This window comes from Pseudonocardia nigra, assembly GCF_019396355.1.
GTDB lineage: Bacteria > Actinomycetota > Actinomycetes > Mycobacteriales > Pseudonocardiaceae > Pseudonocardia > Pseudonocardia nigra.
Genome location: NZ_JAHKRK010000173.1, coordinates 1 through 17,585, shown reverse-complemented (window position 1 = coordinate 17,585; position 17,585 = coordinate 1). Strand labels below are relative to the sequence as shown.

The window sequence follows — 17,585 nt, the reverse complement described above, 5'->3', positions numbered from 1 at the left end:
CCGATCGACCGCGACTACGAGAAGATCCGCGTCGACGTGCAGGCCCTCTTCCGCGACCTCGGCATCAACGTCGCTGTCCCCGCGGCATAGACAACATCTTGTCGATCGGGATTTCGTAAGCGCCTAGGGGGCGACGCCGTCGGCACTCCGGCGGGAACGGCACCGTCATGACCCGGTCGAAGACGTCGGTGCGGCGCCACCAGCCGGCGGACCGGCCCGCATCGTCGTCGTAGGCGAACCGCCATTCCCCGCACAGGTCCAGCCAGCCGTTCCGGGCGAGCAGGGTCGAGGGCGGTGCTCGGGAATGTCGGCAGGCACGGTACTCCTCGTGGGGCGGTGGGGTTCAGGCGGACAGGCGGACGGTCGCGAAGGCGTGCGGCGCAGCGCCGTGCAACGACACGCCGACGGTGACGTTCGGGCCGCCGCCCACGGCGGCGAGGTCGACCACCGTGGACTCCTGCCGCATCGGGTCCGGCCTGATCTCGGTCGATCCGGCCGGACCGGCGAGGCGCAGGACCAGTTCGGCGTCGGGGCCCAGCTCGCCGCCGACGGAGCTCTCGACGGTGACGCTCGAGCCGCATCCGGTCAGCTCCGCCGTGATGCTCGGCACGGCGTGCGGGTCCGCCGCGGTACCGAGCCGGAAGGTGGTGGTCGCCTCCTCGAAGTCCGCCCATGCGCCGGCCCGCCGGTGCGGGTACCGGTACCGGACCCGGCGGACCGTCCCGGCCGGCCGCGGCGGTGCGCCGGCGCGGCCCAGCTCGATCAGCGCGACGCCGCCCTGCGGCAGGTCGAGTGTCCACCGGTCCGCGTGGTCGAGTGACTCCCGGCCGGTGCCGTCGTGGTCTGCGTCGATCCGCCGTAGGACGGCGTCGGTGTCGCTACCCGGCCAGCCGGTGAGGTCCCCGGTGACCCGCAGCGCGCGCGGCGCGCGGTTCCACAGCAGCACCGCGGCCCGCCCCGGCTCCGCAGCCGCGAAGCCGCCGAGTTCCGGTGGGCCCTCGACTACGAGGCTGCGCCGGTCGGTGGGCAGGTCCTGGTAGAACTCGTACGCGCTCAGCACCGGCTTCCTCGCGCCGTCGATGTCGACCATGCCGGAATAGTTGCCGTGCCCGCTGTCCAGGAACTGGGCCCAGTGCACCCTGGTCACTCCGGGCGTCGCGAGGAACCGGTGAAAGTCGGCGAGCATGGCGGCAGCGAGGTGGTGGCCGTCCTGCAGTCCGCCTCGGGGGTAGTCCACCGGGTAGGAGTTGTACTCGTTGAGGTGGACCTCCACGTCGGCCAGCTGCGGGCGGGCGTCCAGCTGGGCGAGCACCGTGTCGACGGCGACGCGCACGCTGTGCGTGCCGTAGTGGTGGAACGAGAAGAAGTCGAGCGGGAGCCCCTCGGCCATCACCGTGTCCAGGAACGCCGGAATCCAGTGCTCGTTGTGCAGCACCGAGGCGAGCGCCGGCCCGCCGATGGGCGCGGCCGGGTCGGACCTGCGGATCGCGGGTGCGGCGGCCCGGTACAGGTTCAGGTAGTCCGCGAGGTCGCCGCCGTAGAAGACCGCGTCGCCGGTCCGCTCGTCGCGCAGGTCGGGCTCGTTGTAGACCTCGTGGTAGCCGACGACGACGCCGCGCGTCCGCGCGCCCTCGACGTAGGCACGAACCGTGTCGACCCAGCCCGTCGGGTCCTCGTCCATGTCGCGCCAGTCCCCGCCGGGCGGTCGGTACGGGGCGGGCACATAGCAGTACGACCAGTACGGGCGGACGCCCATCTCGTTCAGGAACGCGCCGATCTCGTCCAACTCGGTGAAGTCGTGCGCGATCACGCCGTCGATGCGCCGAGCCGCCGCGCGCCGGTGTTCCATCCACTCCGCGCCCCAGCCGATGTCGATGCGCACCGACTCCGGGCGGGTGGCCTCGAAGGCGGCCTTGTCACGGCGATAGGTGGCGGCCTGCACGAGGCCGCTGTTGAACGCCGCGAACTTCGACTTCGACAGCGGATGGTCGACCGGCTGGGTCAGGTCCACGTGAACGATCACTCCGGTCCCGGGTCTTTCCACGACGTGCGCCCTTCTTCAGTTGGCCATGCCGCTGAACGCGATGCCGCGCACCACCCAGCGCTGGAGGAGGATGTATCCGATGATGACCGGCAGCGACACGAGCGTGACACCGGCCATGATCTCGCCGTACTGGCTGTTGTAACGCCCGATCAGGCTCTGCAGCGCCTGGGTGAGCACCCACTGGTCCTGGTCCTGCAAATAGATGGAGTTCACGAAGAAGCTGTTCCACAGCTGCACGAACGAGAGCAGGCCCATCGCCAGAAACGCCGGACCGGCCAGCGGCGCCATCACCGAGAAGTACGTGCGCCAACGGCCGGCGCCGTCGATCGCCGCGGCGTCCTCCAGTTCACGGGGCAGGGTCAGGAAGAACTGCCGGAAGAAGAAGGTGGGCAAGGCGCTGCCGAAGAGCATCGGCACGATGATCGGCAACGGGGTGTCGATCCATCCGAGGTTGCGGAAGATCACGTACTGCGGGATCAGCGTCACCTGCGGCGGGACCATCAAGGTCAGCAGGATGACCAGCAGCAGCAGCCGTTGGCCCGGAAACCGGAAGCGGGCCATCGCATAACCGGCCAGCGAGCTGGACAGGAGCGTTCCGGCCGTGCCCACGGTCGCGATCAGCAGCGTGTTCGCGATGTAGCGCCAGAAGTCCGGCAGGATCGTGAACAGGTTGCGGTAGTGCTCGAACGTGATCGGGTGCGGGATGAGCTGGTCAGCCCGGAACATGTTGGCGTCGGTGCGCAACGACATCGACACCGCCCACAGCAGCGGGATCATGTAGAGCAGGACCGCCACCGTCATGATCAGGTGGAAGGCGCCGGAACGCATGGCCCGCGCCCCCGACGGCCGCCTGCGCCGGGTCGGAGCGACGCCGCGGGACGTCTCCGCAGTGCGTTCGGCGGTCGGTGTCGCGGTCACCGCTCGCCCCCCTTCGGCGTCGGCCGCTCGTTCTCGTAGAACACCCATCGCCGGCTGAAGGCCAGCTGCAGGAGCGTCAGGAGGAAGGTCAGCAGGGCCAGCAGCCAGGCGATGGCCGCCGCGTAACCCAGGCCGGAAAGCCGCTCGTTGTAGTTGAACATCTGGTTGTACATGTAGAGCACGACGGTCCGGGTCGAGTCGTTCGGGCCGCCGGCCGTGGCGACGCTCCCGCCGGACGTCGTCATGGCGACCACCGGATCGAACAGCTGGAGAGCGCCGATCAGCGACGTCACCATGAGGAACAGCACGGTCGGTGAGATCATCGGCAGGGTCACGTGGACGAATCGCTGCCACGCGTTCGCCCCGTCGATCCTGGCGGCCTCCGGCAGGGCGTCGGGCACGCCGTTGAGCCCCGCGATGTAGAGCGTCATCCCGTACCCGATTCCCTGCCAGGTGGTGACCAGCGCGATGGCCACCATCGCCGTGCCCGGCTCGAGCAGCCAGTCCGGGCCACTGGCGCCGAACAGCTCGATGCCCTGGTTGATCGGACCGGACTCGCTGTTGAGCATCCACCGCCAGACGATGCCGACGGCGATCTGGCTCAGCACGTACGGAAGGAAGAGCAGCGCCCGGTACGCGGCCACCCCGCGCCGGGGCCGGTAGGTCACGAGCGCGGCGATCAGCGAGAAGACCAGGAAGCTGGTCGTACCGGTCAGGATGAACTTCGCGGTGTTCCACAGGACGGTCGGGATCCGGACGTCCGTCAGCAGGTACTGCCAGTTCTCCAGCCCGATGAAGGTGGGCGCCGGCGCCACCAGGTCCCACTGGGTGAAGGAGTAGTAGAGCGACACCACCAGCGGGACGCAGATGAACGCGACGAGACCGAACAGCTGGGGCAGCAGGAACAGCAGCGCCGTGCCCGCCTCGCGCCGATCCCGTCGCGCTCCTCGGCGGTTGACCATTCGCATCAGGAGGCTCGGGCGGTCAAGACGCGGCCGCGAGGATCGCGTCGATCCGGCCGCACACGCCGGCCAGCGCCTCCGCCGCCGGCTTCTTGTTGGTGATGATGTCGGTCAGGGCCGGTTCGATGCCGTCCTGCCCGGTGACCGTGGCCATCACGCCCTGCGGGTCGACGTTCGTACGGGCCAGCGGCCATGACGTGGGTTCGAGCTGGGCCTGCGCCAGGTGGGCGGGCTCGTCCGGCGCCTGCAGGAAGCTCGGGCCCTGCGCCACGTCCCGGTAGGCCGGAATCAGCCCCATCTGGTTGCCGGCACCCTCGGTGGCCATGTACTTGACGAACTCCCACGCGTTGTCCTGGTTCGGCGAGCCGGAATACACCGCCCAGCTGTGCACCTGGATCAGCGTCGCGTTGCCCGCCGGTCCCTTCGGCAGTGCGGCCATGTCGTAGGGAAGCTCAGGATTCTGCTCGGCCGCGATGGTCACCTGCTCGTGCGAGCCCTGTTGCATCGCCACCGAGCCCTCGATCCAACGCAGGTAGCCCGGCGTCTCCTGCTCCATCTGCGGCGTGACCGCCGAGTGGTCCTTCCACATCATGTCCTGCAGCAACTGCAACGCCTGCGCGGATCCGGGCTCCTCCAGCTGGCACCGGTCGCGTCGGTCGCCGCCGAGCACGCCACCGCCGTGGGCCCACAACACCGGTGCGTATCCGGGTTCGGAGGGGATCGCGATACGGTTGTAGTAGCCCCACTGCGCGATGTTCTCCGGGTCGAACTGAGGGCTGTCGGCGTTGTTGCCGTTCGCGTCGAGCGTCAGCTTCCGCGCCCAGGTCCGCAGATCGTCGTAGGTGTAGTTGCCGTCGGCCGGCGGCTCGGCGAGCCCGGCGTCGGCGAACATCTGCTTGTTGTAGAACAGCGACTGGACGTTGTATCCCATCGGCAGCCCGTAGAACCGGCCGTCCTTGGCGGCCCGGTCCGACTCGACGACGACGGGCGTGAAGTCCTCGGCCCGTACGCCGTCGGCGGCCATCCGGTCGGTCAGGTCGGCGAGTACACCGTCGTTGACCATCTCGTTGAAGTTCCAGCTGCCGGTGACGAGCACATCCGCCATGTTGTTCCCGGCGATGAGGGTCTTGCAGACGGAATAGTCCGCACCGCAGTCGCCGGTGACGAACTCCAGCGTGATGTCGGGATGCTGCCCCTCGAACCCGCCGGCGGCCGCCTTGATGCTGGCGATGTCCTCGTTGACCCCCCACACCGCGATCCTCAGGGTGTTCGACGGCTCGCTGCCGGATCCGCTCGTGTTCGTGCAAGCGGTGACGGCGAGCAGCGTCGCAGCGGCGACCAGTCCGCTGGCCAGCCAGCGCCTGGAGAAGACAGTCATGCGCCCCTCCCTTGGGACTCGACTCGACGACGCGGCGAACGAGGTCGCGCGGTAGCCGGCATGATTTCTACCACGTGGCAGGCCACGTGGTAAAGACTGCTAGGCTGCACTCTGCAGAGCAGTTGGGGCGGCAGGGGACGGGCATGGCGGCGGTGACTCAGCACGACGTTGCGGCCCGGGCGGGGGTGGCCCGCAAGACGGTCTCCAACGTCATCAACGGCTATCCGCACGTGAGCGTGGGGGTCCGGGAACGAGTCCTGCAGGCCATCGAGGAACTCGGCTACCGACCCAACCACGCCGCTCAGAGCCTGCGCAGCGGCCGCAGCCGCGTCATCGGTCTCGCCGTACCCGAGTTGGACGTCTCCTACTTCGCGGAGCTGGCCCGGCTGATCGTGGAAGCCGCCGAGAAGCACGGTCGGACCGTTATGATCATGCAGACGCTCGGCGACCGGACCCGGGAGCTGGCGGCCATCAACGGCTCCTACACCCAGTTCATCGAAGGCATGATCTACAGCCCGGTCTCCCTCGGCCGGGCCGAGCTGGAGAACCGGCGGGACCGCACCCCCATCGTGCTGCTCGGGGAACGATCGGCCGGTGGGCTCGTCGACCACGTCGGCATCGACAACGTCGCCGCGGCGCGGGCCGCCACGGAACACCTGATCGCCATCGGCCGGCGACGCATCGCCTTCCTCGGCTCCCAGCACCGGCGCTCCTCCACGATCGCCAACCTGCGTACCGCCGGCTACTCCGACGCCCTCGTCGCCGCCGGTCTTCGCCCCGACCCGAGGCTCGTCGTCCCCACGACCGGCTACCACCGCAAGGACGGCGCGGCGGCGATGCAGAAACTGCTCGCCCCGCCGGGCCCACCGCCGGACGGGGTCTTCTGCGCCACCGATCTGCTCGCCCAAGGCGCGATCCGGGTCCTGCTCGCCGAGGGACTCCGGGTGCCCGCGGACGTCGCCGTCGTCGGGTTCGACGACATCGACGAAGGGCGCTACAGCACCCCCAGCCTGACCACCATCTCCCCGGACAAGCGGCAGATCGCCAGGTCGGCAGTCTCCCGGCTCCTGACGCGGAGCCAGGACGACACTCTCCCCCCGCGCGACACCGTCACCCGCTTCGTGCTCGAGCAACGCGAGAGCACCACGGTCGCGCCCACCTCCTGATCGATCCGCGCCGGAGCCCGAGTCTCGTGCAATCGCCGTACAGCCCACGCCACAACCCGTCGCCCGTCGCGGTACCCGGTGGGTTGATCCACAGCACCTGAACCGGCCGATCGACGGTGTCGGGCACGACGGCGGCCACCGGGCTGCCGCCGTCGAGTGGCCGGCCGACATCTCGCGCCGGCCACCCGGCGCGCCGCGGCGATCGAGTATCAGCCAGCGTCGCTACGACCCCGCCGGCCAGGTGATCCGCTGCGCCGCCGCGGCCCCTCGCGGCCGGCCGCGCAGCGCCGGCAGCAGAGCGGGTCGATGTGGGCACCGCTGCGGCCCGCCTTCTTCCGATCGCCGGCGAGGACGACCATGTCGGCGAGGCCCAGCACCGTCCCGCAAGCCCAGGCGAACACGGCGGTGCTGGCTCGATGGGCGGCGTGGCCGGCGTGCGCCGCGACCGGTCGAAGATCGGGGCGAGCCGCACGCGGTCGCGCTGTCGGGTGCGCTGCTGTGCTGCTCGGGGCGATCACCACACGGTGATCGCCCCGAGAGGCACGTCAGCGTCCTGCGCGGGCACTCCAGGGCGTCTCAGATGGATCAGCGGCCAGGAGCTGCTCCCAGGCCGAGACCTTCAGTTCCCTCGCTGTACTGCCCACGGAGGTTGATGACAGCGGGACACGAGATCGGATGATCTTGAGGTAGGTGAGGGCCTCCGGGTTCGGTGTGGATCACCACTCGGCCAACGAGCCGTCCGGATGCCGCCACACCGGTGAGCGCCACCGGTGCCCCTGCTCGGCGGCCCGGATCACCGCGTTCTCGTCGATCTCGGTGCCCAGCCCCGGCCGGCTGAGCCGTTCCATGAACCCGTCCCGGAACTCGAACGCCGAGGTGTCCACGAGGTAGTCGGCGTGGTCGGAGCCGGTGTTGTAGTGGATGTCGAGGCTCGTCTCCTGGATCAGCGCGTTCGGGCTGGCGAGGTCCACCTGCAGGCAGGCGGCCAGCGCGAGCGGGCCGAGCGGGCAGTGCGGGGCCAGCGCCACGCCGTGCACCTCGGCCATCGCGGCGATGCGCCGGCACTCCGAGATCCCGCCGGCGTGTGACAGGTCCGGCTGCGCGACGGCGATCCCGCTGCGCAGCACCTCGTCGAAGTCCCAGCGGGAGTACAGCCGCTCCCCCGTCGCGATCGGCACCGTGGTGCCCGCGCAGATCTCGCGCAGCCGGCCGGACAGCTCCGGCAGCACCGGCTCCTCGACGAACATGGGGTGCAGCGGCTCCAGCGCCCGGCACAGCTCGCGGGCCACGGCGGGCGAGACCCGGCCGTGGAAGTCGATGGCGACGTCCCGGTCCGGGCCGATCACCTCCCGCACCGCCGCCACCCGGGCCACGGCCTCGTCGATCTGGCGCTGCGACTCCAGCAGCCGCATTCGCCCGCCCGCGTTCATCTTCACCGCGGTGAAGCCCTGCTCCATCCGGGCGGCGGCGTGCTCACCGACCTCACTGGGCTCGTCACCCGCGATCCAGGAGTACATCCGCACCCGGTCGCGCACCGCGCCGCCCAGCAGGTCGTGCACCGGTACCCCGTGCACCTTGCCCTTGATGTCCCACAGCGCCTGGTCGATCCCGGACACGGCGCTGGAGAGGACCGGGCCGCCCCGGTAGAAGCCGCCCTTCGTCAGGACCTGCCAGTGGTCCTCGATGCGCAGCGGGTCCTGCCCGACGAGGTAGTCGCCCAGCTCGTCGACGGCGGCGGCCACCGTCTGCGCCCGGCCCTCCAGCAGCGGCTCGCCCCAACCGGTGACACCCTCGTCGGTCTCGATCTTCAGGAACAACCAGCGCGGCGCCACCCGGTAGGTGGTCAGCGAGGCGATCTTCACGCGCACTCCTTGCACAGCTCGGCGTACAGGTCGGGGTCCGCGTCTTCGAGCACGGCCAGTCCCTCGAGGTGGCTGCAGGAGACCCACGGCAGCCAGAACCGGTGCAGCCCGTCGCCGCGCTGCGGGGCGAGGCTCCAGTGCTCCTGCTGCCAGCCGGGGCCCGCGAGGTCGTACTCGCGCCCCGGCAGCGCCAGCATCACCTTGGTGTTGTGCAGCAGCAGCGTCGCCACCTCGCGATAGTGCTCGTCGCCCGTGATCATGTACAGCTTCGCGAAGCTGCCCGCGTCGAAGGCCATGTACTCGTCCACGAGGGAGTGGCCGCTCGCGATCAGCTGCAGCCCGACGGTGCTCGCCCCGGGCTTCCACCCCAGCACCCGGTCGGTCTGCGGCATCGGCACCTGCCACACGTACATCCAGGTCTCGGCCGTGTCGGCGGCCGCGCGGGCCCGCGGGACCCACCGCTCGTCCCCGGTCACCTCGTGCAGCGCGAGGTAGGCCTCCAGCGAGACGCTGGCCGCCTCCTTGTCGATGACGTCCGGGTTGTCGAGGGTGCCGCCGACGAACACACCGCGGTCGTGCCCGCTGCCCCAGCAGAACTCGCCGGCGCGCACCGCCGCGTCCCGGTAGCGCTCGTCCCCGCACGCCTCGTACAGCGCGACGAGGAACGGGATCGCGTTGTAGGTCGACGCGGGCGAGTCGAGCGCGACCTCGGCGCTGCCGCGCTGCCACGCCCGCGGGAAGCCGCCGTCGGCGCGCTGCTGGCGCAGCAGCCAATCGGCCAGGCCGCGGGCCCACTCCAGCCAGGCGGGCTGCTCGCGGCCGCGGGCGGACTCGTGTGCCCACGCCTTGGCCATCGACTTGCCGCCCTCGGCAAGGGCACGCAGGTGCAGCGTGCCGGAATGACCGATGTAGGCCGACGCCTGGAAGGTGCCGTCGTGCAGATCGAACCCCTCGGCGACGGGCGGGTCGACGGGCAGGCGGGCGAAGGAGTCCAGCACCGCGGCGCCGAGCCGGCGGTAGCGCTCGCCCCGTTCGTCGTCGACCCGCTCCGCCTCGCGCAGCAGGTACCAGGCGAGGTCGGTGTTTCGGCCGCAGAAGCCCACGAGCGCATGCGCCTTGTGCGCGCGCTCGGCCTCTGGGGCGCCTCCCGTGGTCGCCTCGCGGACGATCGGGATGCCCGCCAGCTCGCCGTTGGTCACGACCTGGCTCGCGACCTGCTCGAACAGGGCGGTCCGCGCCGCGGCGAGATCGTGCCGGACGACCTGTGGGGCGAGCCGGGCGAACGCCCACCGCCAGGACCGGGTGACGAGCTCGGGCAGGCTCTCCCCCGCGCCGAGACGGAACTCCAGCGTGTACTGCTGGCGCACCCCGTCCCGGAGCGGGTGGTAGCGGCGTCGCGTGGCTCGCAGCTGCCCGTCCGGATACGTGGCGCCCCGGTAGGTGACCGGCCCCTCCGTGCCCGGGAACGCGTAGGCGAGCACGGGACCGGCCTCCCGCTCGACGAGGCCGAGCGCCCCGAACCGCAGCCCCTCGTCCACGACCGCTCGCGGCTGCGCGCCGACGTCGGTGGCGTCCTCCTCCGTGGTGCGCCCGTCCGGCTCGGCGGACAACAGCGCCACGGTCGCCCCGTCCGGCAGCCGCACGCCGAGCAGCGGCGCGGGCAGCCGGTCCTCGCGGATCCGCATCGTCCGCACGCCCTCGGCGAGCCACTTGCGGCCACCGATCGCGATGTCGGTGATCGCGTCCCGGTCGCCGTAGAGCATGCCGGGGGCGAAGACTTCCAGCTGCTCCTGCGGCAGGGCCAGCCCGAGCTCGGTGAGGAACCCGCCCGCCGCCTCGCCGCGGACCTCGACGCTGCGCTCCACCCGTACGGCGCCGTCGTGCACGCTCCAGGTGTCGGCGACCTCGACCGCCGCGCCGTCGATCACGATCCGGCCGCGGCCCGTGGCGCCGTCCACGTCGGTGTAGGGCGCGGCGTGCCGCGTCGTCGCGCCGCCGTCCCAGTGCTCGACGGCGACCGGCCGCGGGACGCGGTACTCGGCGCCGTCGCGGCGCAGGATGGCGGCGCCGTCCACGATCGCTACCTCGACGGTCACGCTGCTCCTCGAATCGTCTGCGGGTACCCGCGCAGGAGGTCGGTCTCCGCCGGGTCGTAGGGGCGCCCGTCCGGGTACAGCAGGCCTGGAAGGCGACACCGGCCGGGTGCTCGGCGGCGTCGACGTTCCAGGGCAGGTCCACCTGGGTGCGCCCGATCACGAGCTCCCAGAAGTACCAGCCGAAGCCGTACTCGGCGAACAGCGGCAGCAGCTCCGCGAACGTGCCCCGGTGGGGCCTGCCGAGGAACTCGGTGACCAGGCACGGCCGGTCGAAGCTGCGGGCCGCGTCGAGGATGCGCCGCACCTCGTCGGGGTCCTTGGCCGGGCTCGTGTACAGGTGCACGTTCGTGACATCGGACAGGTAGGTGCCCGACCAGCACGCCGTCAGTGGCTGTCTCGGGTCCTGCGCCCGCGCCCAGGCGAACGCGTCGCGCATGAGCGCTACCGTGGGCGGCTCCTGGCTCGGCTCGTTGTAGATCTCCCAGGCGAGCACGCGCGGGTCGGTGCGGAACGCGCCGACGAACGCGTCGACGTAGCGCTGCAGCTGCGGCCGGTGCTCCAGCCCCTGCCGCGTCCGGCCGGGCGAACGCCGCCACAGCGAGTTGTGCACGCCGGGCCGCTGCTCCGGGTACGGGCCGAGCTCGGGCTCCGGGCCGAAGCAGTCGTCGAAGAACACCGGGAGCAGGGTCATGCCACGCTCGTGCGCCATCCCGCAGAACGCGTCGAACTTCGCCACCGCGCCGTGCGGGTCGGCCTCGTACACCAGGTACTGCAGGAACACCCGGACGCTGTTCAGTCGCAGGTCGGCGGCGTACCCGAGCTCACGGCGGATGGTGGTCTCGTCGAACTCCTCCCAGAACTGCGTGCTGCTCGCCGCCGTGGACGGCACGTATAGAACGACGAGCAGCTGCTCATCGGCCTCGGCTACGACCACAACTTCGTGCTCGGCGAGCCCGGCAAGGACGGCTTCCGCCTGGCCGCCCACGTCACCGACCCGCACAGCGGCCGCGAGCTCACCGTGCACACCACCGAACTGGGCGTCCAGCTCTACACCGGCAACTTCCTCGACGGCAGCCTCGTCGGGATCGGCGACAAGGTCTACCGGCAGGGTGAGGCGTTCTGCCTGGAGACCCCAGCACTTCCCCGACTCGCCGAACCACGCCAACTTCCCGTCCACGGTCCTGCGCCCGGGCGAGACCCTCACCTCGACGACGATCTTCACGTTCTCGGCGAAGTAGCCCGCGCACCAACGTCCGTCCGCCGCGCACCCGGTGCGCGGCGGAGCCGGCGCAACGCCCGAGCCCACCCCAAGGCCAACTTCGCCACCGACTCATCGATCCGAACGTGGACCGATCAACCGGCCAAGGCTGCGTGACAAGCCACCAGCCGTGATTCCCGTCGGACCCCTCGTGCGACAGCCGACGTCATCAGGGTGCGGCGTCCGGCTCCGGCAGGGAGCCGACCCACTCGCGCAGGGTTGCGACATAGCAGGCCGGGTCGATGCTGTGCAGGTAGTGGCCCATCTCGGGGAACGACCGGTAGTCGAACCGCTGCCCGGCAGCGGAGATCAGCTCCCCAGCGCGTCGGGCCTGCAGGTCCGACAGGGCGCCGACGAGGGTCCCGGTCGCCTCGTCGACGTGCCGGAAGTGGTGGGTCAGCAGCACCGGGACCTTGACCGCAGCGAGCATCCGGGCGTGGTCGCAGGAGGCGGTGGCGGTCCCGGTGCAGAACGCCCGGGCCCACTCCGGGTCGTACTCCTTCATGTTCTGCGGGGGCTCGTCCGCGCCCCCGTCGGCCCCGTCCGTGCCCGCCTCCAGGAAGCCGGCCAGCGGCGGGGGCAGTTCGTGCCGGGCAGCGCGGCGCAGGCCGGCCCAGTCGCCGATGCGCCACTGGTCGCCGAGGTAGGTGCTGAAAAGCGCAAAGACCGGCCCGATCGCCTGCCGGATGGACTGGCCGCACGACGTGTGCAGCTCGGAGGCGAACAGGGGCGGGTCCTCGTAGCAGGCCGCGCGGACCATTCCCGGCGGCGCGTACGCCGACAGCCAGGCCGAGACGACCCGCCCGAGGACAGGCCGCTCACGATCACCGGACGTCGGATGCAGCCTGCGACGAAGTGCACCAGGTCGTTGCCGAAGTTGTCCACCGTGTACCGGCCCGGGGTGCGGCTGGACCGGCCCTGGCCGCGCAGGTCCACCGCGAAGACCTCGAAGTCGTCGGCGAGCAGGGTCATCGCCTGCTCGTAGCCCCACCACGACTCGGCCTGTGCGGGGACGAGCAGCAGTGCCGGCCGGTCGGGGCTGCCCGCGACCGCGTAGTTGAGCAGCACCTCGCCGGTGTCGAAGGTGTGTTCGTCGAAGGCGTGGGGCACGTAGGTGATCTCGGGCGCGTCCGGTCCGTAGCGCATGGCGTCTCCTTCTACTCGAGGCCGGCGGGGGTGTGCTCGACGCCGCCGCACCAGATGCGACGGATGGCGCGGGTGGCGCGGACGTCGGCGAGCGGGTCGCCGTCGAGGAGCACGAGGTCGGCGCGCAGGCCGGGTTCGACGGCGCCGCGGTCGGTGAGGCCGAAGACGCGCGCGCGGGCTCCGAGGTCGCCGCCCGTAGTGCCGCTGCCGGGCTCAGACCAGCCGCGACGAGGAGCTCCAGCTCGTGGTGCAGGCTCTCGCCGTGGGGCACCGCGAACGGGACGCCGGGCGTGGCGTTCGCGTCGGTACCGGCGAGGACGACGACGCCCGCCTGGTGCAGCGCGGCGACGCTCCGGGACGCCGCGGCGAAGGCCTCGGCAGCCCCGCGGGCGGCGGCGATGCCCTCCATCATCGTCAGGGTGGGCACGCAGACCCGTTCCGCCGTCGCCATGCGGCCCACCTCGCCGGCCAGCAGCGGCGTGCCCAGCGGCATGTGGGTGATGATGTCGGCACCCGCGTCGAGGGCCACGGTGTACGCGCCGGGGGTCGCGGCGTGTGCGACGACCGTCGTGCCGCGCGCGTGCGCCGCCTCGACCAGGGCGTCGGCGATCGCCTGGTCCGGGCCGCCCTCGCCGGGCGCCTCCAGGACGATCTTGAGGTAGTCCGAGCCCTCCCCCACCCGGGCCTCGACGAAGCGCCAGGCGTCCTCGGGGGCCCGCACGATGGCCTCGTCGGACATGCCGGGGATCCGCGCGTGCAGGCCGCCGGGCCCGATGGCCGGAGTGCCCGCGCTGCGGATGTCGGTCAGTCCGCGCAGTCCGCGCAGCGACGCCACCCGTGGCGGGGGCCAGGTGGCCATGTCCAGGCAGGTGGTCACGCCGTGGGAGCACAGCTGCTCGAGGGTGCCGCGGTCGTTCAGGTGGACGTGCGCGTCGATCAGGCCCGGGAGCAGGACAGCGCCGTCGGCGTCGACGGTCCGCACGGGGCCGCTGACGGGGGCGCCGACAGGGGCGATGACCGGCCCGTCGATGACCACCGTGGTCGGGTCGGTGAGTCGGTGACCGTCGAACACGCGGACGCCGGCCAGGGCGGTCCGGGGTGCGGGCGTGCTGCGGGGGGTCGGCATGCGGGTTCTCCTGCGCGGGCGGTAGGTCGGTGTCGGGGTCGAGCCGTGGCGCTCACGCCGGGACCGGGGTCGACTGGAACGCCGCCAGCCGCCACCGGCGCCCGTCGGCGACCCAGACGGCCACCACCCGGTTGTCGAGCGTCTTCTCGCTGCCGTGCAGCCGGACCGCCCCCGACATCGTGCCGCACGCGATCGCCAGGCCGGGCCTGCTGAATACGGTGTCGACGCGGTGCTCGAGCGCGAGGTACACCAGCGTGCCGCTGCGCATCGTCTCGAGGTAGGTGGCCTTGTCGTCGACGGCGGCGTTCGAATGGGTGTAGATCACCTCGTCGCCGAGCAGCTCGTCGAGCGTGTCGAGATCGGCGTCGACCATCGCGGCGTAGCGCCTGGCCTCGAGCTCGACGACCTGCTCGGTGGTCGGGGTGTCGGGGGTGCTCAACCGTTTCCTCCTTCAGGTGCGGAACGTGGGGCGAACCGGCGGAACAGCCGGGCCGCGTTCTCCCGGTCGGCGCCGGCGAGCTCCGCCGCGGTGACTCCGTCGAAGCTCAGGTTCTCGATGTTGTGCACGACCGTCGGCTCCGGGGCGGCCGGCAAGTCGGTGCCGAACAGGACGTGGTCCGGCCCGGTCACCTGCAACGCCACGTAGGTCGCCCTGAGGGCGTTGATCGCTGCGAGCAGTACTCGGGCGCCCTGTCGGCCGCGCTGGTGTGCTGCCCTCAGCGATCAACTCGATCGGACCTGCGGATGATGAAGGCGGGTCAGTAGACCTCGGGAAGCAGCACGTCCTTCGGCGGGTTCTCCGGTCGGTACTTGCCGTTGCGCGCGCCGTCGTGGATCTCGTCCTGGGAGAGCCCCTGCTCACGGGCCTCCACGAGCTTGTCCGGGTCGAACCACTCGCCGATGGGGTTCTCGGCGAACTCGCGTGCGGCCCACATCCATTCCTTGGACGCGGCCCAATCGCCGAAGCAGTCGAACTGGATCTCGACGCCGTTGCCCTCCGGGTCCGCGTAGTACATCGACATGGTGATGCCGTGGTCCAGGCACATGAACGGCACGATGCCGTGGTCCCGGAGCCGGATGTAGTTGTCGAGCCACTGGTCGAAGCAGGCGTACTCGAACGCGGTGTGGTGCAGGCCGGTGCTGGTCGGCTTGTCGACGGCCTTCTTGACCGCGGGATGGCAGATGAGCGCGATCCGGTGGTTGGCCTCGTCGTTGGTCAGCCACGCCGCGGCCTCGCTGTAGTGCACCGGTGTCATGCCCGCGACGGTTCGGTACCAGGCGACCATCTCGTCGAGCTTGAGCGTCAGGAACGTGGCGTGGTGCATCTTCGGCGCGATGATGGGCGTGTCGCGTCGGTCGGTGGTCATGGCCTCTTCCTCCAGGGTGTTCGACGGTTTCTCAGGGGGCGTAGCGAGGGACGGGCGGGGTCGGCTGCGGGAACCGGCCTCGGGCGAAGCCGCACACGGCGTCCAGAAGGCCGGCCGGATCCGCGGGGAGCTGATCTCCGCACCAGGCCACGTGCTGGTCCGGGCGGACGAGGGTCAGGGCCGCGCCGAGCCGGGGCGACAGCGCCGCAGCCCTCAGGTCGACCGCGGTGAGCGGAACGCCGCGGGAGCGCGCAGCGTCGGTGAGGGCGTCGACGGGGCCCGCGCGGTCGGCGAGCACCAGCAGCGTGAGACCCGGGCCGAGCACGTCGTGGAGCGAGCGGCCCGCGGACAGCCACCGGTGGGGAAGCCGTGCGCCCGGGCGGGCCGGATCGGCGTCCTCCCCGACGCGGGCCGGGGCTGACGAGACGATGACCGGCGAGTCCCGATGGACGGTGTCGAGCACGAGATCGAGGGCGTGGAACTCGGCCGCCTTGGTCTCCTGGATGCGGAGGTGGGCGGCACGGCGGGCACGCTCACCGGCGGCGTCGTCCCGGTCGAGATCGTCGGTGAGCAGCTCCATGGAGGGGGTCCGCATGTTCTGCTCCGCTTCGCGGATCACCCTGTCCTGCACCGGACGACGCTCGGCCTCGTAGCTGTCCAGCAGCGCCGGGCCGCCCCAGCCGTGCAGCACCGCGGCGAGTTTCCATCCGAGGTCGACGGCGTCGCCGATACCGGTGTTGAGGCCGTGACCGCCGAAGGGCGGGTTAAGGTGCGCGGCGTCGCCTGCGAGGAACACCCGTCCGTGCCGGGCGCGGTCGACGAGCTGCATCCGGGCGGTCCACGGATCCGTGGAGAGGACCGTCGCGTCGACCGGCAGGCCGGCGGCCGCGTCGATGAGCTGTCTCGCCTGTCGCTCTCCGGTCTGCCTGTCGACCCCGAAGGCGATGAGCCACCACGTGCCGGTCCGGTCGATCGGGCCGATCAGGGCGGGCGCATCCGGGTTGACGGTCCAGTACTGCACCGCACGGCCGTGACGGACGTGGTTCCAGAGGCCGGGGGCGTGGAAGACCATCCCGAAGTTCGGACGCAACGCGTGCTGGCCGACGTACTCGGACCCGATCTGCTCCCGCACCGTGCTGTGCGGGCCGTCGCAGCCGAGCACGTAGTCGGCAGTGATCACGTTCCGCCGCCCGTCCGGGTCCTGGACCGCCACGCGCACCCGCTCGGCGTCCTGGTCGATCCCGACGACCGAGGACCCGGTGACGAGCGTGCACGGATCCAGCTCGTCCACGACGTCGCGCAGGAGCTCCTCGAGCACGTACTGCGGGCACTGCTGGCCCGGTTCGGGAGAACGGTCACCGATCTCGAGACCGAGCACCCCGGTGAAGCGGGACAGTTCCCGGCCGGCCAACGAGGTGCAGAAGACGATGTCGGACGACCAGGACACCGGGAGCGGCGCGCTCGCCCGCAGACGGTCGGCGATGCCCCACCGGCGCAGGTGCTCCATCGTCCGGACGTTGACGGTCTTGCACCGGGGGCGGGCCCGCGAGACGGTCGTGCGCGGCTCCACGACCACGCACTCGACGCCCCGCCGACCGAGTTCGACCGCCGCGGCCAGGCCTACCGGTCCCCCACCGGCGATCAGGACCTGGGTCGTCCCGGGCAACCTGTTCGCGGCCGCGGGGCGGGACCGGACGTCGTCCTGGTTGCTGCTCACGTGTTCGGGCTCCTCAGTGCTGATGTTCGCTGCGCAAGCTCCGCTCAGCGGTCGAGCGTCGACACCCAGTCGAGCACCGTCTCGACGTAGCGCTTCGGATCGTGCTCGTGCATCGAGTGCGGCATCTCGGGGAAGGAGCGGTAGTCGAGCCGCTGGCCGGCCTCGGTGACCAGCTGCCGGACCCGCTGGGCCTGGACGTCGGACAGGGCCCCGGTCAGCCGATCGGTCTGCTCGTCGACGGCCCGGAAGTGGTGGGTGAGCAGCACTGGCACCGTGACCCGGGCGAGCATGGTCGCGTGGTCGCAGCTCACCGACGCCGAACCCGACACGAATGCCCGTCCCCACTCGGGGTCGTACTCCCGCAGGTTCTGCGGCCAATGGCCTTGCGTTAGGTCGGTGACCGCTGTCGGAGGCAGTGGGAGTTGGATGCGGCGGGTGACGTGGACGACACGGGGTTGATCTTTGCGGGCGGGGAAGTCGCCGGCCTTCTTCGTGGCCCGCGGGCTGGCCCGGTCGGGGCGGTCACGGACGAAGGTATGCGGGTC

At 71.3% G+C, this 17,585-nt stretch carries 14 protein-coding genes and 1 pseudogene; 2 read left to right on the top strand and 13 right to left on the bottom strand.

Annotated features, from left to right (window positions below; all coding sequences use genetic code 11):
* Nucleotides 1–343 precede the first annotated feature (343 nt).
* The 4 genes from KME75_RS30500 to KME75_RS30485 form a co-directional block, all read right to left on the bottom strand.
* On the bottom strand, nt 344–2,011 hold the full coding sequence (locus KME75_RS30500) for a GH39 family glycosyl hydrolase (protein WP_219418377.1): 1,668 nt from the start codon (nt 2,009–2,011) through the stop codon (nt 344–346).
* A gap of 48 nt (nt 2,012–2,059) precedes the next feature.
* A complete protein-coding gene (locus tag KME75_RS30495) occupies nt 2,060–2,821 on the bottom strand; it encodes a carbohydrate ABC transporter permease (protein ID WP_219418375.1) in 762 nt (253 codons plus the stop codon).
* Between the two features lie 137 nt (nt 2,822–2,958).
* A complete protein-coding gene (locus KME75_RS30490; protein ID WP_219418374.1) occupies nt 2,959–3,930 on the bottom strand; it encodes a carbohydrate ABC transporter permease in 972 nt (323 codons plus the stop codon).
* A 16-nt stretch (nt 3,931–3,946) separates the two neighbouring features.
* Nucleotides 3,947–5,302, bottom strand: a complete 1,356-nt coding sequence (locus tag KME75_RS30485; RefSeq protein ID WP_219418372.1) for an ABC transporter substrate-binding protein — start codon at nt 5,300–5,302, stop codon at nt 3,947–3,949.
* Between the two features lie 143 nt (nt 5,303–5,445).
* Here KME75_RS30485 and KME75_RS30480 point away from each other — a divergent pair, with 143 nt between their 5' ends.
* On the top strand, nt 5,446–6,468 hold the full coding sequence (locus KME75_RS30480; RefSeq protein WP_219418370.1) for a LacI family DNA-binding transcriptional regulator: 1,023 nt from the start codon (nt 5,446–5,448) through the stop codon (nt 6,466–6,468).
* A 716-nt stretch (nt 6,469–7,184) separates the two neighbouring features.
* Here the strand turns inward: KME75_RS30480 and dgoD are convergent.
* A complete protein-coding gene (dgoD, locus tag KME75_RS30475) occupies nt 7,185–8,330 on the bottom strand; it encodes a galactonate dehydratase (RefSeq protein WP_219418368.1) in 1,146 nt (381 codons plus the stop codon).
* Nucleotides 8,327–10,426 carry a YyaL domain-containing protein gene (locus KME75_RS30470; RefSeq protein ID WP_219418367.1) on the bottom strand — a complete coding sequence of 700 codons (2,100 nt, stop codon included), beginning with the start codon at nt 10,424–10,426 and terminating at the stop codon, nt 8,327–8,329. The genes dgoD and KME75_RS30470 overlap by 4 nt, the downstream gene beginning before the upstream one ends.
* Before the next feature lie 940 nt (nt 10,427–11,366).
* Here KME75_RS30470 and KME75_RS30465 point away from each other — a divergent pair.
* Complete coding sequence (locus KME75_RS30465; RefSeq protein ID WP_308283244.1) at nt 11,367–11,801, top strand: aldose epimerase family protein; 435 nt, start codon at nt 11,367–11,369, stop codon at nt 11,799–11,801.
* Nucleotides 11,802–12,185: 384 nt separating this feature from the next.
* Here KME75_RS30465 and KME75_RS47000 read toward each other — a convergent pair whose 3' ends face one another.
* The 7 genes and pseudogenes from KME75_RS47000 to KME75_RS30425 all read right to left on the bottom strand — a co-directional run.
* Entirely contained in the window at nt 12,186–12,656 is a 471-nt protein-coding gene (locus KME75_RS47000) for an alpha/beta fold hydrolase (RefSeq protein WP_372452705.1), read from the bottom strand.
* Nucleotides 12,657–13,056: 400 nt separating this feature from the next.
* Nucleotides 13,057–13,956 (bottom strand): annotated as a pseudogene (locus tag KME75_RS46995) (amidohydrolase family protein); the annotation flags it as partial.
* A gap of 52 nt (nt 13,957–14,008) precedes the next feature.
* Nucleotides 14,009–14,395, bottom strand: a complete 387-nt coding sequence (locus KME75_RS30445; RefSeq protein WP_219418363.1) for a nuclear transport factor 2 family protein — start codon at nt 14,393–14,395, stop codon at nt 14,009–14,011.
* Entirely contained in the window at nt 14,392–14,598 is a 207-nt protein-coding gene (locus tag KME75_RS30440) for an amidohydrolase family protein (RefSeq protein ID WP_219418362.1), read from the bottom strand. Before KME75_RS30440 ends, KME75_RS30445 begins: the two co-directional genes overlap by 4 nt.
* 116 nt (nt 14,599–14,714) lie before the next feature.
* A complete protein-coding gene (locus tag KME75_RS30435) occupies nt 14,715–15,323 on the bottom strand; it encodes a VOC family protein (RefSeq protein WP_219418360.1) in 609 nt (202 codons plus the stop codon).
* 31 nt (nt 15,324–15,354) lie between these two features.
* On the bottom strand, nt 15,355–17,040 hold the full coding sequence (locus tag KME75_RS30430) for an FAD-dependent monooxygenase (RefSeq protein WP_219418359.1): 1,686 nt from the start codon (nt 17,038–17,040) through the stop codon (nt 15,355–15,357).
* 44 nt (nt 17,041–17,084) lie between these two features.
* Nucleotides 17,085–17,585 (bottom strand): hypothetical protein (locus tag KME75_RS30425; RefSeq protein WP_219418357.1); only part of this gene is annotated, 501 nt, incomplete at its 5' end.